At 37.2% G+C, this 15,188-nt stretch carries 15 protein-coding genes; 4 read left to right on the top strand and 11 right to left on the bottom strand.

Annotated features, from left to right (window positions below; translation table 11 throughout):
- Positions 1-4: 4 nt before the first annotated feature.
- The 5 genes from B2107_RS10660 to B2107_RS10680 form a co-directional block, all read right to left on the bottom strand.
- Entirely contained in the window at positions 5-385 is a 381-nt protein-coding gene (locus B2107_RS10660; RefSeq protein WP_293955615.1) for a hypothetical protein, read from the bottom strand.
- A gap of 80 nt (positions 386-465) precedes the next feature.
- On the bottom strand, positions 466-2,178 hold the full coding sequence (locus B2107_RS10665) for a DUF3696 domain-containing protein (RefSeq protein ID WP_293955616.1): 1,713 nt from the start codon (positions 2,176-2,178) through the stop codon (positions 466-468).
- Positions 2,179-2,181: 3 nt separating this feature from the next.
- A complete protein-coding gene (locus tag B2107_RS10670; protein WP_293955617.1) occupies positions 2,182-3,144 on the bottom strand; it encodes a hypothetical protein in 963 nt (320 codons plus the stop codon).
- A 237-nt stretch (positions 3,145-3,381) separates the two neighbouring features.
- Positions 3,382-4,374 carry a hypothetical protein gene (locus tag B2107_RS10675; RefSeq protein WP_293955618.1) on the bottom strand — a complete coding sequence of 331 codons (993 nt, stop codon included), beginning with the start codon at positions 4,372-4,374 and terminating at the stop codon, positions 3,382-3,384.
- Between the two features lie 421 nt (positions 4,375-4,795).
- Positions 4,796-5,344 carry a vWA domain-containing protein gene (locus B2107_RS10680; protein ID WP_293955619.1) on the bottom strand — a complete coding sequence of 183 codons (549 nt, stop codon included), beginning with the start codon at positions 5,342-5,344 and terminating at the stop codon, positions 4,796-4,798.
- Between the two features lie 199 nt (positions 5,345-5,543).
- On the opposite strand from B2107_RS10680, the gene B2107_RS10685 reads away from it, so the two are divergent.
- The gene (locus B2107_RS10685; RefSeq protein ID WP_286590986.1) at positions 5,544-5,954 is read left to right on the top strand and encodes a hypothetical protein; all 411 of its coding nucleotides are present in this window, start codon (positions 5,544-5,546) and stop codon (positions 5,952-5,954) included.
- Between the two features lie 82 nt (positions 5,955-6,036).
- On the opposite strand, the gene B2107_RS10690 is transcribed toward B2107_RS10685, so the two are convergent.
- The 5 genes from B2107_RS10690 to B2107_RS10710 all read right to left on the bottom strand — a co-directional run bounded on the left by B2107_RS10690 (position 6,037) and on the right by B2107_RS10710 (position 11,761).
- Positions 6,037-8,409 (bottom strand): GmrSD restriction endonuclease domain-containing protein, encoded by a 2,373-nt coding sequence (locus B2107_RS10690; RefSeq protein ID WP_293955620.1) that lies wholly within the window; start codon positions 8,407-8,409, stop codon positions 6,037-6,039.
- A complete protein-coding gene (locus tag B2107_RS10695) occupies positions 8,402-10,234 on the bottom strand; it encodes a DUF262 domain-containing protein (protein ID WP_293955621.1) in 1,833 nt (610 codons plus the stop codon). The genes B2107_RS10690 and B2107_RS10695 overlap by 8 nt, the downstream gene beginning before the upstream one ends.
- A gap of 160 nt (positions 10,235-10,394) precedes the next feature.
- Positions 10,395-10,616, bottom strand: a complete 222-nt coding sequence (locus B2107_RS10700; RefSeq protein ID WP_293955622.1) for a DUF6140 family protein — start codon at positions 10,614-10,616, stop codon at positions 10,395-10,397.
- 139 nt (positions 10,617-10,755) lie between these two features.
- Positions 10,756-11,409, bottom strand: coding sequence for a hypothetical protein (locus tag B2107_RS10705; RefSeq protein WP_293955623.1), 654 nt, complete (start codon positions 11,407-11,409; stop codon positions 10,756-10,758).
- Positions 11,399-11,761 carry a hypothetical protein gene (locus tag B2107_RS10710; RefSeq protein WP_293955624.1) on the bottom strand — a complete coding sequence of 121 codons (363 nt, stop codon included), beginning with the start codon at positions 11,759-11,761 and terminating at the stop codon, positions 11,399-11,401. The genes B2107_RS10705 and B2107_RS10710 overlap by 11 nt, the downstream gene beginning before the upstream one ends.
- A gap of 142 nt (positions 11,762-11,903) precedes the next feature.
- Here B2107_RS10710 and B2107_RS10715 point away from each other — a divergent pair, with 142 nt between their 5' ends.
- Both B2107_RS10715 and B2107_RS10720 read left to right on the top strand, forming a co-directional pair.
- On the top strand, positions 11,904-12,803 hold the full coding sequence (locus B2107_RS10715) for a helix-turn-helix transcriptional regulator (RefSeq protein WP_293955625.1): 900 nt from the start codon (positions 11,904-11,906) through the stop codon (positions 12,801-12,803).
- Positions 12,804-12,815: 12 nt separating this feature from the next.
- Positions 12,816-13,382: a metallophosphoesterase family protein gene (locus B2107_RS10720; RefSeq protein WP_293955626.1), complete on the top strand. Its 567-nt coding sequence runs from the start codon at positions 12,816-12,818 to the stop codon at positions 13,380-13,382.
- Positions 13,383-13,762: 380 nt separating this feature from the next.
- On the opposite strand, the gene B2107_RS10725 is transcribed toward B2107_RS10720, so the two are convergent.
- Positions 13,763-14,209, bottom strand: a complete 447-nt coding sequence (locus B2107_RS10725; RefSeq protein WP_293955627.1) for a hypothetical protein — start codon at positions 14,207-14,209, stop codon at positions 13,763-13,765.
- A 197-nt stretch (positions 14,210-14,406) separates the two neighbouring features.
- Between B2107_RS10725 and B2107_RS10730 the strand changes: the two genes are divergently transcribed.
- Positions 14,407-14,901, top strand: a complete 495-nt coding sequence (locus B2107_RS10730; RefSeq protein WP_293955628.1) for an N-acetyltransferase — start codon at positions 14,407-14,409, stop codon at positions 14,899-14,901.
- Positions 14,902-15,188: the final 287 nt, after the last annotated feature.

Genomic DNA, 15,188 nt, shown 5'->3' on the forward strand with positions numbered 1-15,188 from the left:
TTCCTTAATCCAGGTTCCAATATACATCATTCATCATCTCCGGGTCATCCGTACCAGCGGCATCTACCAGCCACTCATCAGAATAGCGTTGCCAGTCATCTTCGTAATTATCTTGGACCATAGTCCTCCTAGCATCAAGCATCCAACATTTACTCAAATTGTCCCGCTTGACCGCTTTAAAATATGTATCCTCCTGATTATAAGGATTACAAAATAAAGTGCTTAATTGATCAAAAGAACTTTCCGTTAAACTGAACCAGTCAACATGTTGAATGCACCAGAACACATAATTGAAGTTCATTTCCAATACCCTTCGTACGCTATAACCATAAAATTTTCCAAAATCAAAAATAGAATCGAGGGTATAACCGTGTAAAGATCTCATAGCTTATTTTATTTATCTCTACAAAGTTATCCTCTATCTATGTAGCACATCTGCACTGAAAAAACATCTTCTTACTCCATTTATTTATATTGCAATAAATAAAGTTCAAGGGCAATATTGTCAGCTTCATCCATAAACCCCGAACCAAAATTTTCGCTTAAACTGCCGTTCTTTTGAATTTTGATATCAATGATCTGTTTTGCAGGATCAAAATCTTCTTCCAATGGATTGTTAAAATAATATATTTGGACATCATCTTCCGTTAGTGGCGATTCACTGCTAGCAACGAGATATTGCAAGCGGCGTATGAAGTATTCGCTATGGGTTTCGATAATCTTTGTTGCTCCCGAAATATTAATTTGATTTCCTTCGATCACCAAATGCTGTTGATCCTCAGCCAATGGCCGAGAAAATGGATTACGCACATCGTGATGATTTTTAAGTTCTGTGGTAAGCACTATAAAATCAGCTAGTTTAGACTGTAAAGATGGATGCAGATTCGCTTCTGGCTCTTCTACGATCAATATATTATTATGTTTTATTAGCTGGACAATTTTTAAAATAATATTGGCCGTCCCGAACCCTAATGAAGACAGAGGGACCCATTGATTATCAGCAAAAACTTCTATTTTTATAAGTTCCCCCCACTCATCGCCATTGATTACCCGAATAAACTGTTTGTTGTCTTTGCCATGGGAAAAGCCGAAGGATTCATCCTTAAATTTTACAGATGGCTTAACGAGTTTGAGCCGAATAACGATCCAATAATATAAAAGCGCCTGTATAGCCTCTACTTCGTTATAAAAAAAACCAACATTAAATTCATTCGATAGCATAGACTTATAAATATTGGGATATTTATGCTTGCTGATAACAATATCATTGATGTTATACTCTAATACGTTATTATTGATCGTCTGAAATGCAGAAAGAAAATCTGCTTGTAAAAGTGGATCAAATTGATATTCACTGTTTACGATAGCAGCCACAGATTTACCCAACAGCGCTTTATTTACTACTTTTGATTTCAATTCATTGGACAAGACCTCATTAAGTGAATAGTCTCGATTCATAGACCAATTATCTTCATCTATATACATCGTAACCGCGCCTATAGCTACGACTTCTTTCAGACACAAGCTAATGTACTTACTAAACACATCCCTCGTTTTATCATAAGGGAGAAGATCCATGGCACTCACATTATGGATTCCATCGGTATTTCGCAGAAATTGTAATACCTCTGATTTAATCTCAGAGAATATGGCAGCATCTTCATAAAACTCATCAAAAATCTTTTCCATTTCTATTAGCTGTTCCGGATAATGAAAATAAGATTCCTGGAATCTCAACATACCGTATTGGGAACTTATTGTAGCACGAGCGATAAGCTGTTGATTTATATCCAACGAAAAACGGTATAAGTTACCTTCTCTATATACGAGTGTCAGTACATATACTTTATTTTGAGCTTTGTCTCGTAAGGGCTCAATTGACTCCTCCTGAATGTGGAGTACAAAAGTGGGATCGGCGTCTTCGCTACCATACGGTGTAATATGAGCGATAGATCCCAAATTAGTTGCTGATGAATTTAAAACCAGTGAATTCAATGCTTTGGTCTCAAAGCTTTGTTTGAGCATCAAGAGGGCTTTTCCAAATGTACTTTTTCCGGCACTATTGGTACCGGTCAATAATGTTATCGGCTTTATATTGAAGAATTGGAAATCTTTGAAAATTCTAAAATTCTCAATACCCAATCCCACTAACATATAACGCTTTTTTAAATTTTCCATGTCTTAATTTACTACTTTCCATATAGGGTTTTCACCTAAATCCGTATTGAGAATATCTTTATAGTAAGTTAGCTTTTCTATCAGCTTCTGCATAAAATCTTTATTGTCTGTCCTACTGAATAAGGTCTCTACCCGAATATCACTCTCTTTTTTATCTTTCAACGCTTCTAACCCATGACCAAAATTGACTATAAAATTATTGCCTATGTAATTGCGATCATGCAAATGGACGGCAGAGATTTCGTGTGTCTTTAAAATGAGATCAACCCCGGTTGCTGTCTTAAGACCTTCTATGCTTTCTTCAAATTTCTTTTTAAACTTATTGTCGTCTGTTCTTTTCGTTACTAAGTCGATATAGACACTTGTTTTGGCTTTTGCAGGTAATATATTGGCTATTAATTCATATAATTGCTGTTGATTTTCATATTTATCGAACAAATAGGGATCAATAATAATTAATGAATGATAGGGATTAAATGAGTTATAAATCGCTTGTTTGTCTAATTTATTTATTCCAATTTGATACTCTTCTCTAACTTTTAACCGCTTAATTTGTGATATATCAAGAAAAGCGTATCCATAATACCCCATATATTGCTTTATATTCTTCTCTGTGAGGATACCGTCTACACAATATAGTTTAATAGGATACCTTTCTGAACCATCATCAAAATAATCTTGTCCATTTCGAACATTTATTCCTTCAAAAATATTTGGATCTATATGAGCATCTGAACGCTTTTTAAGTAGCATTTTTACCACCGGATTGGTTTCACCCAAAATAACCTCCTTAAGTTCAGACTCCTCTATAGCTATCTTCATTTCTGAATCGGACAACACGCGATAGGTTAAATCAAATCTTTCGAAAGTTCGATCGTCGGGATCAATGTTCACTCTATACCTTATATATTCACTTTCAAAGTCAAATAAAAATTTTTTACTGACATAGGTTTTTATTCTTCTCATATAAAATTTCCCAGCCTAAATTAAATACAAATGGAAAACATAGCCTTTACCGTTATAACATGAATTCCGTTATAATTTATTAAGCTTAGTTTTATTTTTAATAGGTCTTTTGCTGTTTGAATCTTTCCGATTCCTTCACAATTTACAAACAGTTTGTATCTTCATCAAATATTTTTAACATATTGTAAAAAACACAGATATTATTTCAACTATTGCATACCTCCCCATCCTAAATAACTACCATTGAAACTGGTAAATCTTACCCCGTATTGGAATATTGAGGATCATACCATCCATCTTGGATTTCTTGACATTGACATAGCCATTCACTCTAGAGTGAGGCATCACGGTATTGATCTTGAGATATCCCTGCGATATACCATTACGGATACTGTACTGCGCATTATGGTACTGCTGTACATTTTGCCTTGCCTGCTGATTGGCTGCATACTGCGCCGAACCGCTATAGCCAACAGATGTCTGCTCGCCATAAGCCACTGCAGCACCACCCCGATTGTTGACCGCAGCCGCTGTACCTGCGGAGGCTACTGCTGAATATCCGGCCTGACTGGCAGCCTGGCTTTCGGCAAATGCATTGAAGAATGAACTCCAGCCTTGTTTGCGCTTTACCTTTTTCATATACTTTGCATAGGGAATAATATCTTCCTGACGGGCTTTGCCTCCTCTCAAACTCACCACCGTAAAATTATCGGGATTGAGTATGACCTCTTCGTCCGTTCCGTTCTCAATGGTGATATAACTTGCATAGTATTTTCCGTATAGATCCTCTTCGGTAAACTGTACCGCAATAGACACCCCATCATTGAAATAATACTGAATCACACGACCGTCATCATACAGCACCCTGCGCTCCGCCAATGGATAAATATCCTTCTCCTCGGTAAGAGCGTTAAGAGGCATATGGTTGAGATAGGAAGTCTTTACGGCATTTCCCTTTTCATACCGGATGTACCAATTGTGTGCGGGCAGGCCATTTGTGTATTCCGCGACAGTTAGAGGCTGCTGTTTTCCATCATATGTGGTGCTCGTTCCGTCTGCCATCCCAGATCCGGAAAAATGGCTTTCCTGGATCTTTTTGCCTTTCTTGTCAAACAGCTGCACTTTTCCAATCCAAATGCTTTTGGAATCATCGTTCCGGTCAATATATAATGCTCCGGCGGCAATAGTCTGCAGCTTCCCATTTTTCCAATAGTCACGGATTTCACCCACAGGTTTCTTTTGATCGTCAAAACTGACTTCCCGATAGAAAGTACAATGTTTTTTTGATTCAACTCCTTAGCTATCGGCATCGTAATAAAGCGTCACCCTCCGCTGTGCCAATACCGGGTTAATAAGACAAGAGAATATCCCTGCTATTAATATCAATAGATTTCTTTTCATTTTTTAATATACTGTTGCCACATGAGATTCATGTGAGGTTAAATAATAACTTTTAAAAACTAGATTGTTTTAGCCATATGTTGCGAAAAAGTCTTGTTATTGTAAAGCATTGAATATGCCTTATTAGAGAAGATTAATCTTTTTTATTTATAAAATAATGGTCAACATCTTGATCATCTAAATCGTGCCTATCGTTGCGTACCAGTTTATCAAACAGCTTTCTATAAATAGATTTCCGCACTTTACGCTCTTACTGAAACATCGACTCAATGCCGTCGTTGTTTTTTTCAAATTTGATACAATATTTTACAGCGATATCCGCTGCCGCCTTGGAAACATCATGGTCGGTACCGATATAGGTAAAAGTCCAATTGGATTCACTGAGCTCCCCGATCATCTGCCGGATCGCGGGAGCAGAATATTCTGTTGATGCGATTTCCTCTCCATCGGTTAAGATGGTCACCAATACATGGAATTTTTCATTCTGACTAGCAACCAGTTTCAGTTTACTGACCGCAAAGCCAATAGCATCATAGAGCGGTGTTGATGCCGCTGGCGCATAACGTTTTGCGTCGATCTCTTTGACCTGTGCAACGGGATCACAAAAGTGCAGCATTTTGATCCCAAAGCCATTGAAACTGATGATCGAAATCGTATGCTCCTGATCAGAAAAAGTCTGCTGAGCCTCTCTGATGGTGCTGATCGTCTGATTGAAACCATCAATCACCTGTGATTTAATACTGGACATGGAACCACTCTCGTCCAAGATAATAAGGTTGTGAACTTTTGTCTGACTCATAATTTTGCCTTTTTAAATGTGTTAATATTGCTGTTAAACAGAGCATTTTGCTCCCCTTAACAGCAATTGCCTGACAAAATTATCCATCACCTGTGCGAGGGATGTGCACAGGCGATCGTGGCATGATGTTCTTCAATTTTCGAAAAGATTTACTAAGTTTATAACTTAACCTATCTTACAACGTAAATAATTATTAACAATGACAAAAGAAGAAATAAATCATCTATGCCAGGAACTTGAGCATATCAACAAAAATTTCGAGGAAAAATCCTATCCAGGTAATGCACCTCTACTCAAACAAGATTTTAATATACAATCACTAAACACGCCGAATCACTATCTCAAAGTGATGGACGAAATGAATGATATGCTACGCAAATCGCGCGTGCTATTTTTAAATGCTGTGCTTGACAAAGTCTGTCTTGAAGAAGGTAAAGTCTATGACTTCGCAAAGCCCTTCCAAGCTGGCATGAGCTATTTTGCCGTAACAAGAAAAGAAGGAACTTTTTATCTCAAAGATGAGGACGGGGATTACCGCGAAATATTTAGCAGTGAGGAGTTTGTCAGTTTTATTGATGATCTATATTGGGAACTTTATGAGGAAGAGTGATTTATTTTTCAAAACCAAGATATCCACAGGCGGATATAAAAATCCGCCTGTGGAGCTGATATGATACATATCATTAAATTAGTTATTCCGCTTTTACGGGTAACTTATCTTTTGTATATAAATTAAAATCTCTTATGTAATCTAAATACACATTTTCTATTTCATACACATTTTCTATTTCGAGTTCATCAACGATATTATATTGGTTATTTTCCTCCTGTAAAATTTCAAAACAGAATAAACTTGAATGCCTATCAAACTTGATGAAAAGGCCAGAAGTCACAAAATAAATTCGAGAATCTCGCTCGCCCGAATTAGCAGAAAAATATTTAATTAAATCGCCACCAAACTTCTTTTCGAGCTGTTTAAACAACACCCAAGTTCTCAACTCTCTATGATTACCACTCAATTTAGTTTTATCAAGTAATCGTACAAAATTCCCATCACCTAACCAATTGATCAGACGCTGGCCACATTGATCAATCAACGATCCATCTTCTAAAATATATCTTCGCCAGTCATTTACTTTTTTTATATGAGTACTAATAATATCCTTTAAATCCTCAGTTTCACATTCACTGCTATTTAATATATTTAAAATTCCAGAGTCTCCGCCACTGAAAACTTGACGCCAGTTTTCATCTCTCTCCCTTGCAGAATTATAGGAACTTTTACAAAAGGAATATCTGTAGCTCCCTTTATCTGGCATCCACTTATCACCAAATACCAACAAAACCTGCTGTAAAATCTTACTTTCAAGATGCTCTTTAGCAAACAATTTTTCAAATCGTTCCCAGAATCGTTGGAACGTATTAAGCTCAAATTCTCCGTTTCCGTTTCTTGACCAGTTTATAAGAAAATCGATCTGCCCATAGAGATAAAAATGATTCTCAGCTTTTTCGAATGCCTTAATATTTTCGGTATCGGTATTTTCCAGATGAAATTTGTGAAACTCCTCTCTTACCTGTTTTTCTGAGAAAAAATCTATCCATTTTTCATTATCAGTGTAAAGTCTTTGATCACCTGATAGAAAGTCATGTGTAGCCTTAATTGAATGTATAAATCTCGGAAAATCGTCAATCCGGGTATTATAAACGATATTTCGAAATATCCTTACCCATTTTTTAAATTCCAATCTGTTAAAAGATGATCTGCGGACCATTAACAAAAAGGCAGCATAAATAAAGGTTCTGTGTAAAAGAGACTCGATAACATGTATATCAATTACAACCTTTCGAAACTCCCCCTCACTGGTAAATGTACTATTCCATAGGTCAGATATATCAAGCAAAGATTCGCTTTCATTCGCTAGCTCTTCTAATAAATTAAACAGAAAAGATATATTTTCTTCAGTTATTAATTCGTTCTCTTCAAAAAATTTTAATGACAAAAATGTGTCTGAGTTTAATTTATCAAATTTTAGTTTTTTATCTTTTTCTTCTTCATCTGAAAAAACAATAGCATAACTTAAAACGCTTCTGATAAAACTATACATCAATTGATCCGACTTAAGCTGATCTTGTTCCCAAAAGATATTGTACCAGTCCTGATCTAACTTATCTTTCCAATTGGTAAAACAGGATTGTTCTTTCAAACATTTATTTTTCTCCAATAACGCATCTACTTTCCCTACAAACCACGATTTAAAGTTGTCGTAGTCACTCAAACTCTTACCTGTTGAGTTCATTTTCAAATAAATATCGTCAGTTATACCCTGCACGTTCAGATCCAGAAAGTCAAATTTAATTTTAGGAGAAACAAATAAATTGTGATAGGCTAATTGGAGACTTTCATCTTTGTTTTCAAGGCTAGCAAATCTATCTTCTATCTCCCGGAGCATAACCAGCATCCCTTCGACAGTAGGATCTTTAAGCCAGCTAATTAAAAACCAGCTTGCATCTTTAATAGCGTCATCAATGGCGAGCTCTTGGGATAAAGATTTCGCATTTTCAACCAATTTTGAAAGGAAAACATCGGAAGATTTTCTGGTTTTATAAGTAAGCTTACCTTCCAGTAGTGAGATTTGCTCCGGACGGAATTTTAACGCTACATAAAGGTGTAACAGAAACAGGGTTGTAAGCCGCTGTTGCCCATCTAGAGGAATAAATAGATCTTTCTTTAAATCTCCATGATCTTTAATAGTATAGGAAATCTGGAACTCTTCAGGGCTGGAATATTTAGCGATCGTTGCGAGTAAAGCATTAAGATTTTTCTTCGCAACTTCTCGATCATATTTTCCAAACTCCTCATCAGCATAACCGTAAACAAAGTCCAGTGGCAATATTTTCTCGGTGTGTGTTGAAATATGACAAATTAAATCTTCTACAAAATTCTCCCTGATTTCTTTTACAGTATCATTTTTTCGTCCCTGTACATAATCGCGTTGTAGAATAGGGATTTGAATTTTGAACTTCGTGATGATATTTACAAAAGAAAGCTGATTATCGTTATTCATAGGACAAGTAAGGTGCTAAAGTGTTCTTAATATCTTTTTCATAAAATTCGCTATCTGTAACACTCCAGTATTCAAGCTGAATACCCATAGGATCTGTTATCATTGTTTTGCTGAAAACGTTTAAAGTCCCTAAAGGCAAATACGTTTTTTCATTGTCTACACTTTCGGGATCATTCATTTGAAGTACTAAAGCGCGCTTTTCTTTGAAAGACCCATTGCTCAATTTTGAATTGGTTACCTTATCTAATAAAGCGAGGTTCTGAATCCCGTGGACAGGAAATTCCTCTTCAAACGTATCTTCTAAAGCACTCAACTGTTTTAAAATAGGGGTTGGGATCTTATCCGTCTGCCTGACCGGCTTCAAACTATGACATAATTCATCATAATTGATCTCACTAAAGTCATATTGATCAGCATCTACTTTTATTATTAGCTGCTCATTATCTGTTATTTTATCAACAATAAGTGGTTTAATTTCCTTTAGCCATTCAAGCCAATTCTCAGCAGTCTTTTCTTTTGGATTCTGAGGTTGGATATGTTCAAGTGACCATTCTTGCTCAACAAACTTTCCAAAGGAAAACTTCTGACCAGGATAGAATTTTTCGGTAAGTAAAATATTATAAAGTAATAACACCCCCGTACACCTACCATAGCGTCCCCTATCGTTCTGTTTTGAATAAAGAAGCTCCTTGATTTCGAATGATCGGAAATAGGCAGAAATCTCACCATCCAGCCATTCTTTGAATTTTAATTTAGATGTGATTTCACCGTTAGTATACTCCTCCAATATCCGTTCGAACGAATGAATATCCATATTCACAAGAAAGCCTATACGATGATAATAATACGTATCTTCAAACCACTCCTGAGCAATTCTATACTTATCGTAGATCAAAGACCAAGGCCTCAGATCTTCATCTTTACTCATTATAAAATAAGCTCCTAGATCCGACTCCAACCTGTTTTCGGTCACGATATCAAAAAGTTTACCAATCCGCACATCATAATGTTGGTTGTGACTATTGGTAATAAAGAACCAAAAATCAGGGTTTCTCAATGATTGCTCAATCTCGTCCCATTCATTTGCCAGATTTTGCTTTCTAAAATGCTTTACCTCAACATTATCAGCATTATTTTCTATGTCCAGTATAAAAAGGGCCTTTATTAAATCAGCTCCCGTAAGCTTTATTTTGTTTTTGTTAATATTTGCAAAAAGCTTTTCGGCAGTAACATTTAATAGCAACAAATCTACTTCATACCATATAAATTTTATTTGTGTCCTTATTTTGTCAACAATACTAGATATTGTAGCAGTATCTAGCCTTTTCAGCTCGAAATGACAAGTACAATAACTTTGGAAGATGTGAAAATTATCTCTGTTCCGCTCCTCTTTTTCTAATGTCAGCTGGTTCCATAGAACGAGGATATGCTCGAGTGTTAAATCTTCCAATTCATGTCTTAATGCATTGTCATAGAGTTTTTTCAAAAATATCTCACAAGACCGTGTTTCATAGGAAATATTAAAATCTTTGATATCCAGTTCGCTCGTATAGCTCCGCAGACAGTGCATTAATATTTTAAAAGTTGTAAGACGTTGTTGACCATCGATAACTTCGTAATTAGAAGCAGATATTTTAGTCACAACAATAGGCTGCAAACAATAGACACTATTGGCACCGCATTCTAAAATATCTCCAATTAACGTTTTAATATTATCAATATCCCACCGGTAACCTCTTTGGTAACTTTTGATTTCAAAATTATCAATACCGGCATTTAAAATCTCTACGATTGTATATAAATCTGTATCTAATTTTTTTGTCATTTGTGAATATTTAATCTTATATCGCCCCAGCAAATCCAGTGGAGCCAGGGTTCCTCATATTTTATATTGGATAGATCCGATCAGCAAAATATCTTAATTTTATATGAATGGCATAAAGATATGCTGGTACAAAAACTGTTCTCCTTCTTTTCCAGATTAGTTAAGAGATCTTTTTAATATCAAAATAGTTCCATATCGCATTGGGACCACCCAATTTCAGCAGATCGATACCATATTTGCGCATAAAAGTTTCCTTGACCTGGGGACAGCCATTGGCATATAATTCGGAATCGCGACAGGATACTTCCACTGTCATTCCTTTTTCCATGACGGTCAGATTCGCCGCCAGACGTGATTTTACTGTAATTAAAAATAGGCTCATGAGGATAATATGATTGTGTTAAATTAATAAATATTTGCGTAGTTAAAAAGCAATTTCACTCGTCTCACAATAAAAAAGCGTAACGATTTTGTTGAGCTCCGTCAAATATACCCAGCTATACCGCCATAGTACGTCGCTATCAACAATTAATAAATAAACAGAAGCGTTGAGGCAATCTAGGATTGGCGAGATCCGGAAATACAGGGAGATCCAATTCCTCAAGAATCAGTTTGAGCCACAATTGAGCTATCTCTTCTCCTACTTCAGGAAGTGTCAAAAGCCTATCCAAGCGATTTAAATATCTGACTACCTTGTTGCTGTCCAATATAAGAACATGATCCCATGTCTTGGAAAATCTTAAATATCTATCAATATAGGGCTTTGCACTACTCCGCTCCAATTTCAATGGCCTACGTAAAATCAGTCGCTTTTGACTGAATCCATAGAAATCGAGCAGTTTGATCAAAGTAGGATCGTGCATAGCCCCAAAGAGCACCGCACGATCAGAAAAAGCTTCCAAATGTGTATGAACTGTATTGACATCGATAGAACATATCCGATAGCTTATTCCCTTATAAATCGAAACCGCATCGGTCATCAATGGAATAAAGGTAAAATTATCACTTATAGGGTTTCCGTACCAATCAGACAGATAGTCCAATGGTGCATAATAGATATAACCTACACGCAGGTCGGGGTACATACCCTTGATTTGTACCAATAGATTAAAGGCCTCAAACCCTATACTGATCAGGTCCAAAGCCGACAAGGTTTCGCGGTATTTATTCTCCATCTTCTTCCTTTGAGACGATAACACCTAGTTCTGCTAGCCGTTGATAGATATATTCCTGCTGAATAAGCATGCGCTCCATACCCGTCGCTTCATTGTATCGATTGATCAGATGGTCCACGTCGGCTGACACGATCACTGTATAGGCAAAGGATAGCCGTTCTTTCGGGAATATCCGATAGCTATGGTCGGGCATCACGTGAAAGCTTGCACTAAAAGCTGAAACGGCCAGAGACGCGACTTTTATAAATGATCGGGTTGCTTTCCATAATTCGGTCGTAATACCAGTTCCACTATTGGCCAAAATCCATTGCTCACGCGACGAGATATTCTGTTGATTCGTTTCTTTTTCCATAAAATAATTTTGTTTGGTCCAAACTTAGGCTCAGGAGCGGTCAAAGGGTGTCGCTATCTCGAAAAAAATATTTTTTTTCTCCCCCTGGACAAGACGACGTATTTTGTCGCTTCCTAAATCTATCTTTGTCAAAAGCTCATTTATGTCAGTAAGAAACACCATATTACGCCACAAGTTAATTATCAACAAATTGCGTCACAGACCGCTTTCCTGGCCGGAGATTGACCAGATGTTACAGTACGAATCAACATTTATTGGTGATGACTTCCACACGATCAGCCAACGTCAGTTTCAACGGGACATTGATGATATCAGGGTACTTTATAGAATCTCGATCGAAAGCGACCGTTCAAAAAAACAATACTTTATCCAGCACGACACCGAGGAATCCGAGCGGGCACTGGATGCCTTTGACATATTCAACCTGATGCGTCTGGGAGATAATGGCTCAAAGAAAATTGTGTTTGAACAGCGCAAGCCAAGGGGGACAGAATATCTGGGAGATATTGTACAGGCGATACATAATGACCTTGTGCTTTATTTCGATTACCGCAAGTACTATGAAACCGAGGTAGAACACCGACGGCTGGTTCCCATCCTAATAAAAGAAGTGCGCAACCGCTGGTATGTCATTGGGCAGGATCTGGACAAGGATAGTCTCAGGATATTTCCACTGGACAGGATCCTATCCTTGGAGGTGGTAAAAGCGGGAAAATTTAAAGCGATCAAAGTAGATCCTGAAACGCTCTTCGAGCATAGTTTCGGCATTATCCTTCCGCACGAAGACCAGCACATCGAGGAAGTGATCCTCTCTTATTCTGCATTTCAGGGCAAATACATCAAGTCCTTGCCTTTGCATCATACGCAGAAAATACTGGCTGACAATGAGGAGGAGCTGCGTGTAAAGCTCAACATCTACATCACGCATGATTTTTTGATGGAGCTGCTTTCGGTAGGTGCCGAAGTCAGTGTCATTGCTCCTCAAAGTCTGGCTGACAGGATGAAAGAGGAATATCGTAAATCATTACATCGGCAATCCTAAATTTCGTTCAATATGCATATCATTAAGTTAAAAGGGCAAAAGATACTCTTGCTGTCGGATACACATGGGATGCATCGTCAGCTGGATATTCCTGAAGGAATCGATATCATAATCCATTGTGGCGATACCTGCGATGCGGGCGATATGGATCAGCTATCGGATTTCTTTGTGTGGTATGCGGGGCTTCCCATACCGCACAAAATATTTGTACATGGAAATCATGATCTACCCTTTGAACTGGAACCGCTACGTAGCAAAAAATTGATACCCGAAGGCATTCATTGGCTAAACGATACTTCGGTTAGGATCAATGGTATCCAGGTCATGGGCATTAGTGGTTTTCCCTATTTTTACCATATGGATTCGGATGTACAAATTGATATTATGGTATCACACTATCCGCCATCGGGTATCTTGGACAATGGTTATGGCGGTGAAGAAATCCTTGAGTTTGTTTTGGAACGATCCCCTAGCTACCATGTTTTTGGTCATAATCATGCAGGGTATGGTAAGAGTAAGGTTAAGGCTATTCAGTTTATCAATGCTTCGTTGTATGAGATATTGAAAGGAAAGGCGTGATTAAACTACACGATCTACTCTAGCGCAATCAAGATCTATAAACAAGGCGACCCCACTATCTTTCTACTAATTTTTCTACTTCTCCTTCTCCTAATCTTTCCCTAGTCCTTTCCCTAAAATATTTACTCTTTCCCTTCTAAAACAGCCCACAGCCTTTTGTACGAGTATTATAACTGTACATTCCTTTATGTTCTTCTCCTATTTCTTCTTCTTAAATTAGCTAATCTTTCTACTAAATTTATCTATTCCTTCTACTTAATTTTTCTGATTGAGCTCGCCTCACTACCTTATCCACGAGACAACTCGCTATTAAATAGATCATAAAAAAGCCACATCTTATGACGTGGCTCTACAACATATATATTTATTTGAGATGGCTCTTATTTATAAGAATTGATCGATTTGGATACTTTCCAGTCATTGCCCGCACGCTCCAAAGTAACTAAATCTGTTTTGGTGAAGTTTTCAAATTTTAAGGTTACTTTAGCCACCATATAATCTGCCGATTCCTCGATGATTTCTGTCCTTACTGTACAGTTCAGCTTTTCGCCTTTTTGCTTTTTCAAAGATTTAATGACCGCTTCACTGCTGTGAGACTGCGCATTAGTTGCTTGAATCTTTTGGTTAAAATCAGCCGCAAATAACTGCTCTACTCCTGTTGATTCCCCCGCAGTGGTCACCGCCACATAGTGATCCAGTGCCAAGTCTGCTGTGGAAAGGTTAACGTTTGTCTTTGTTGCTTTTGCTCCTGGTCCTTCTGCTGCCATAGCAAATGTTGATACTGCGATTAAGGCTGCTGCTGCGAATGTTTTTACTAATGCTTTCATAATGTCTTTTTTATATTGTTAGTTTTTAGTTCTTATTTGTTGACTCAAAACTACGACACAATAAGTCCCTAGCCAACGGGCTTTAGACTAATGGACTAGAAAACTCGGTGAATGGCGGGAATGAGGAGGTAAGTTATTTTTATGCAACCATCTGGAATTAATTTATATGTTGGTATATTGTAATATATTAACTGGTTATGGAAAATAATACGTTAAACTTTCAATTTGTAACGGCTCTTAACGAAGAGGAAAGCATGGCAATCATGGACTTATGGAACCAAGAATATCCTGCGAGTTTATCCTACGCTAATTTAGCAGAATTTGAAGACTATATAAGCAGTCTTCTAGCGCCAGTACATATCTTGGTTAGAAAAGATAATCATCTTATCGGCTGGGCAGTAAAGTTTTACCGCGACAATCAGCGTTGGTTTGCAATCATACTTTCAAGTATTGTACAAGGAAGAGGTTTGGGATTAGACTTAATGAACAAATTGAAAAAAGATGAGCAGGAGCTCAATGGATGGGTAATCGATAACGACTTAGGAATCAAACAGGATAAGAAACCTTATCGCTCACCGCTTGGATTTTATACCAAAAATAATTTTGCCTTATTGACGGACCAACGCCTTGAGCTCCCCACCCTATCAGCTGTAAAGGTTATCTGGACCAACAAAATATCATACGAATCTTAACTCCATATAACGAATATAGCAGCTTAATACTCGGATATAGCTATAACTATGATGCAAACAAATAGAGGGCCGCAAATACATCTGACGAGCTGTATCAAGCGTTACAATTTCAGCTTTGAACAAAGCACGGTAAAAATTCAATAGTATTCAAAACACATTGGATGACGAAACAAAAAAGAGGAAACGATAGGAAACATAAAAATTACTGTACAAATAAACGCTAAGAGAAAGGGTCTGATGAAAATCAGGCCCTTTCGACGTAAAAAAGCCATAATTTTAGCGGTAGC

Source organism: Sphingobacterium sp. UBA7855 (genome assembly GCA_002500745.1).
GTDB lineage: Bacteria > Bacteroidota > Bacteroidia > Sphingobacteriales > Sphingobacteriaceae > Sphingobacterium.

What these genes read in the sequence shown, in the direction of transcription:
- B2107_RS10710 (WP_293955624.1), bottom strand. Translation starts at nt 11,761, where the DNA reads ATGGAAAAAGAAACGAATCAACAGAATATCTCGTCGCGTGAGCAATGG.
- B2107_RS10720 (WP_293955626.1), top strand. Translation starts at nt 12,816, where the DNA reads ATGCATATCATTAAGTTAAAAGGGCAAAAGATACTCTTGCTGTCGGAT.
- B2107_RS10700 (WP_293955622.1), bottom strand. Translation starts at nt 10,616, where the DNA reads ATGAGCCTATTTTTAATTACAGTAAAATCACGTCTGGCGGCGAATCTG.
- B2107_RS10705 (WP_293955623.1), bottom strand. Translation starts at nt 11,409, where the DNA reads ATGGAGAATAAATACCGCGAAACCTTGTCGGCTTTGGACCTGATCAGT.
- B2107_RS10715 (WP_293955625.1), top strand. Translation starts at nt 11,904, where the DNA reads ATGTCAGTAAGAAACACCATATTACGCCACAAGTTAATTATCAACAAA.
- B2107_RS10690 (WP_293955620.1), bottom strand. Translation starts at nt 8,409, where the DNA reads ATGAATAACGATAATCAGCTTTCTTTTGTAAATATCATCACGAAGTTC.
- B2107_RS10660 (WP_293955615.1), bottom strand. Translation starts at nt 385, where the DNA reads ATGAGATCTTTACACGGTTATACCCTCGATTCTATTTTTGATTTTGGA.
- B2107_RS10695 (WP_293955621.1), bottom strand. Translation starts at nt 10,234, where the DNA reads ATGACAAAAAAATTAGATACAGATTTATATACAATCGTAGAGATTTTA.
- B2107_RS10680 (WP_293955619.1), bottom strand. Translation starts at nt 5,344, where the DNA reads ATGAGTCAGACAAAAGTTCACAACCTTATTATCTTGGACGAGAGTGGT.
- B2107_RS10670 (WP_293955617.1), bottom strand. Translation starts at nt 3,144, where the DNA reads ATGAGAAGAATAAAAACCTATGTCAGTAAAAAATTTTTATTTGACTTT.
- B2107_RS10725 (WP_293955627.1), bottom strand. Translation starts at nt 14,209, where the DNA reads ATGAAAGCATTAGTAAAAACATTCGCAGCAGCAGCCTTAATCGCAGTA.
- B2107_RS10665 (WP_293955616.1), bottom strand. Translation starts at nt 2,178, where the DNA reads ATGGAAAATTTAAAAAAGCGTTATATGTTAGTGGGATTGGGTATTGAG.
- B2107_RS10730 (WP_293955628.1), top strand. Translation starts at nt 14,407, where the DNA reads ATGGAAAATAATACGTTAAACTTTCAATTTGTAACGGCTCTTAACGAA.
- B2107_RS10685 (WP_286590986.1), top strand. Translation starts at nt 5,544, where the DNA reads ATGACAAAAGAAGAAATAAATCATCTATGCCAGGAACTTGAGCATATC.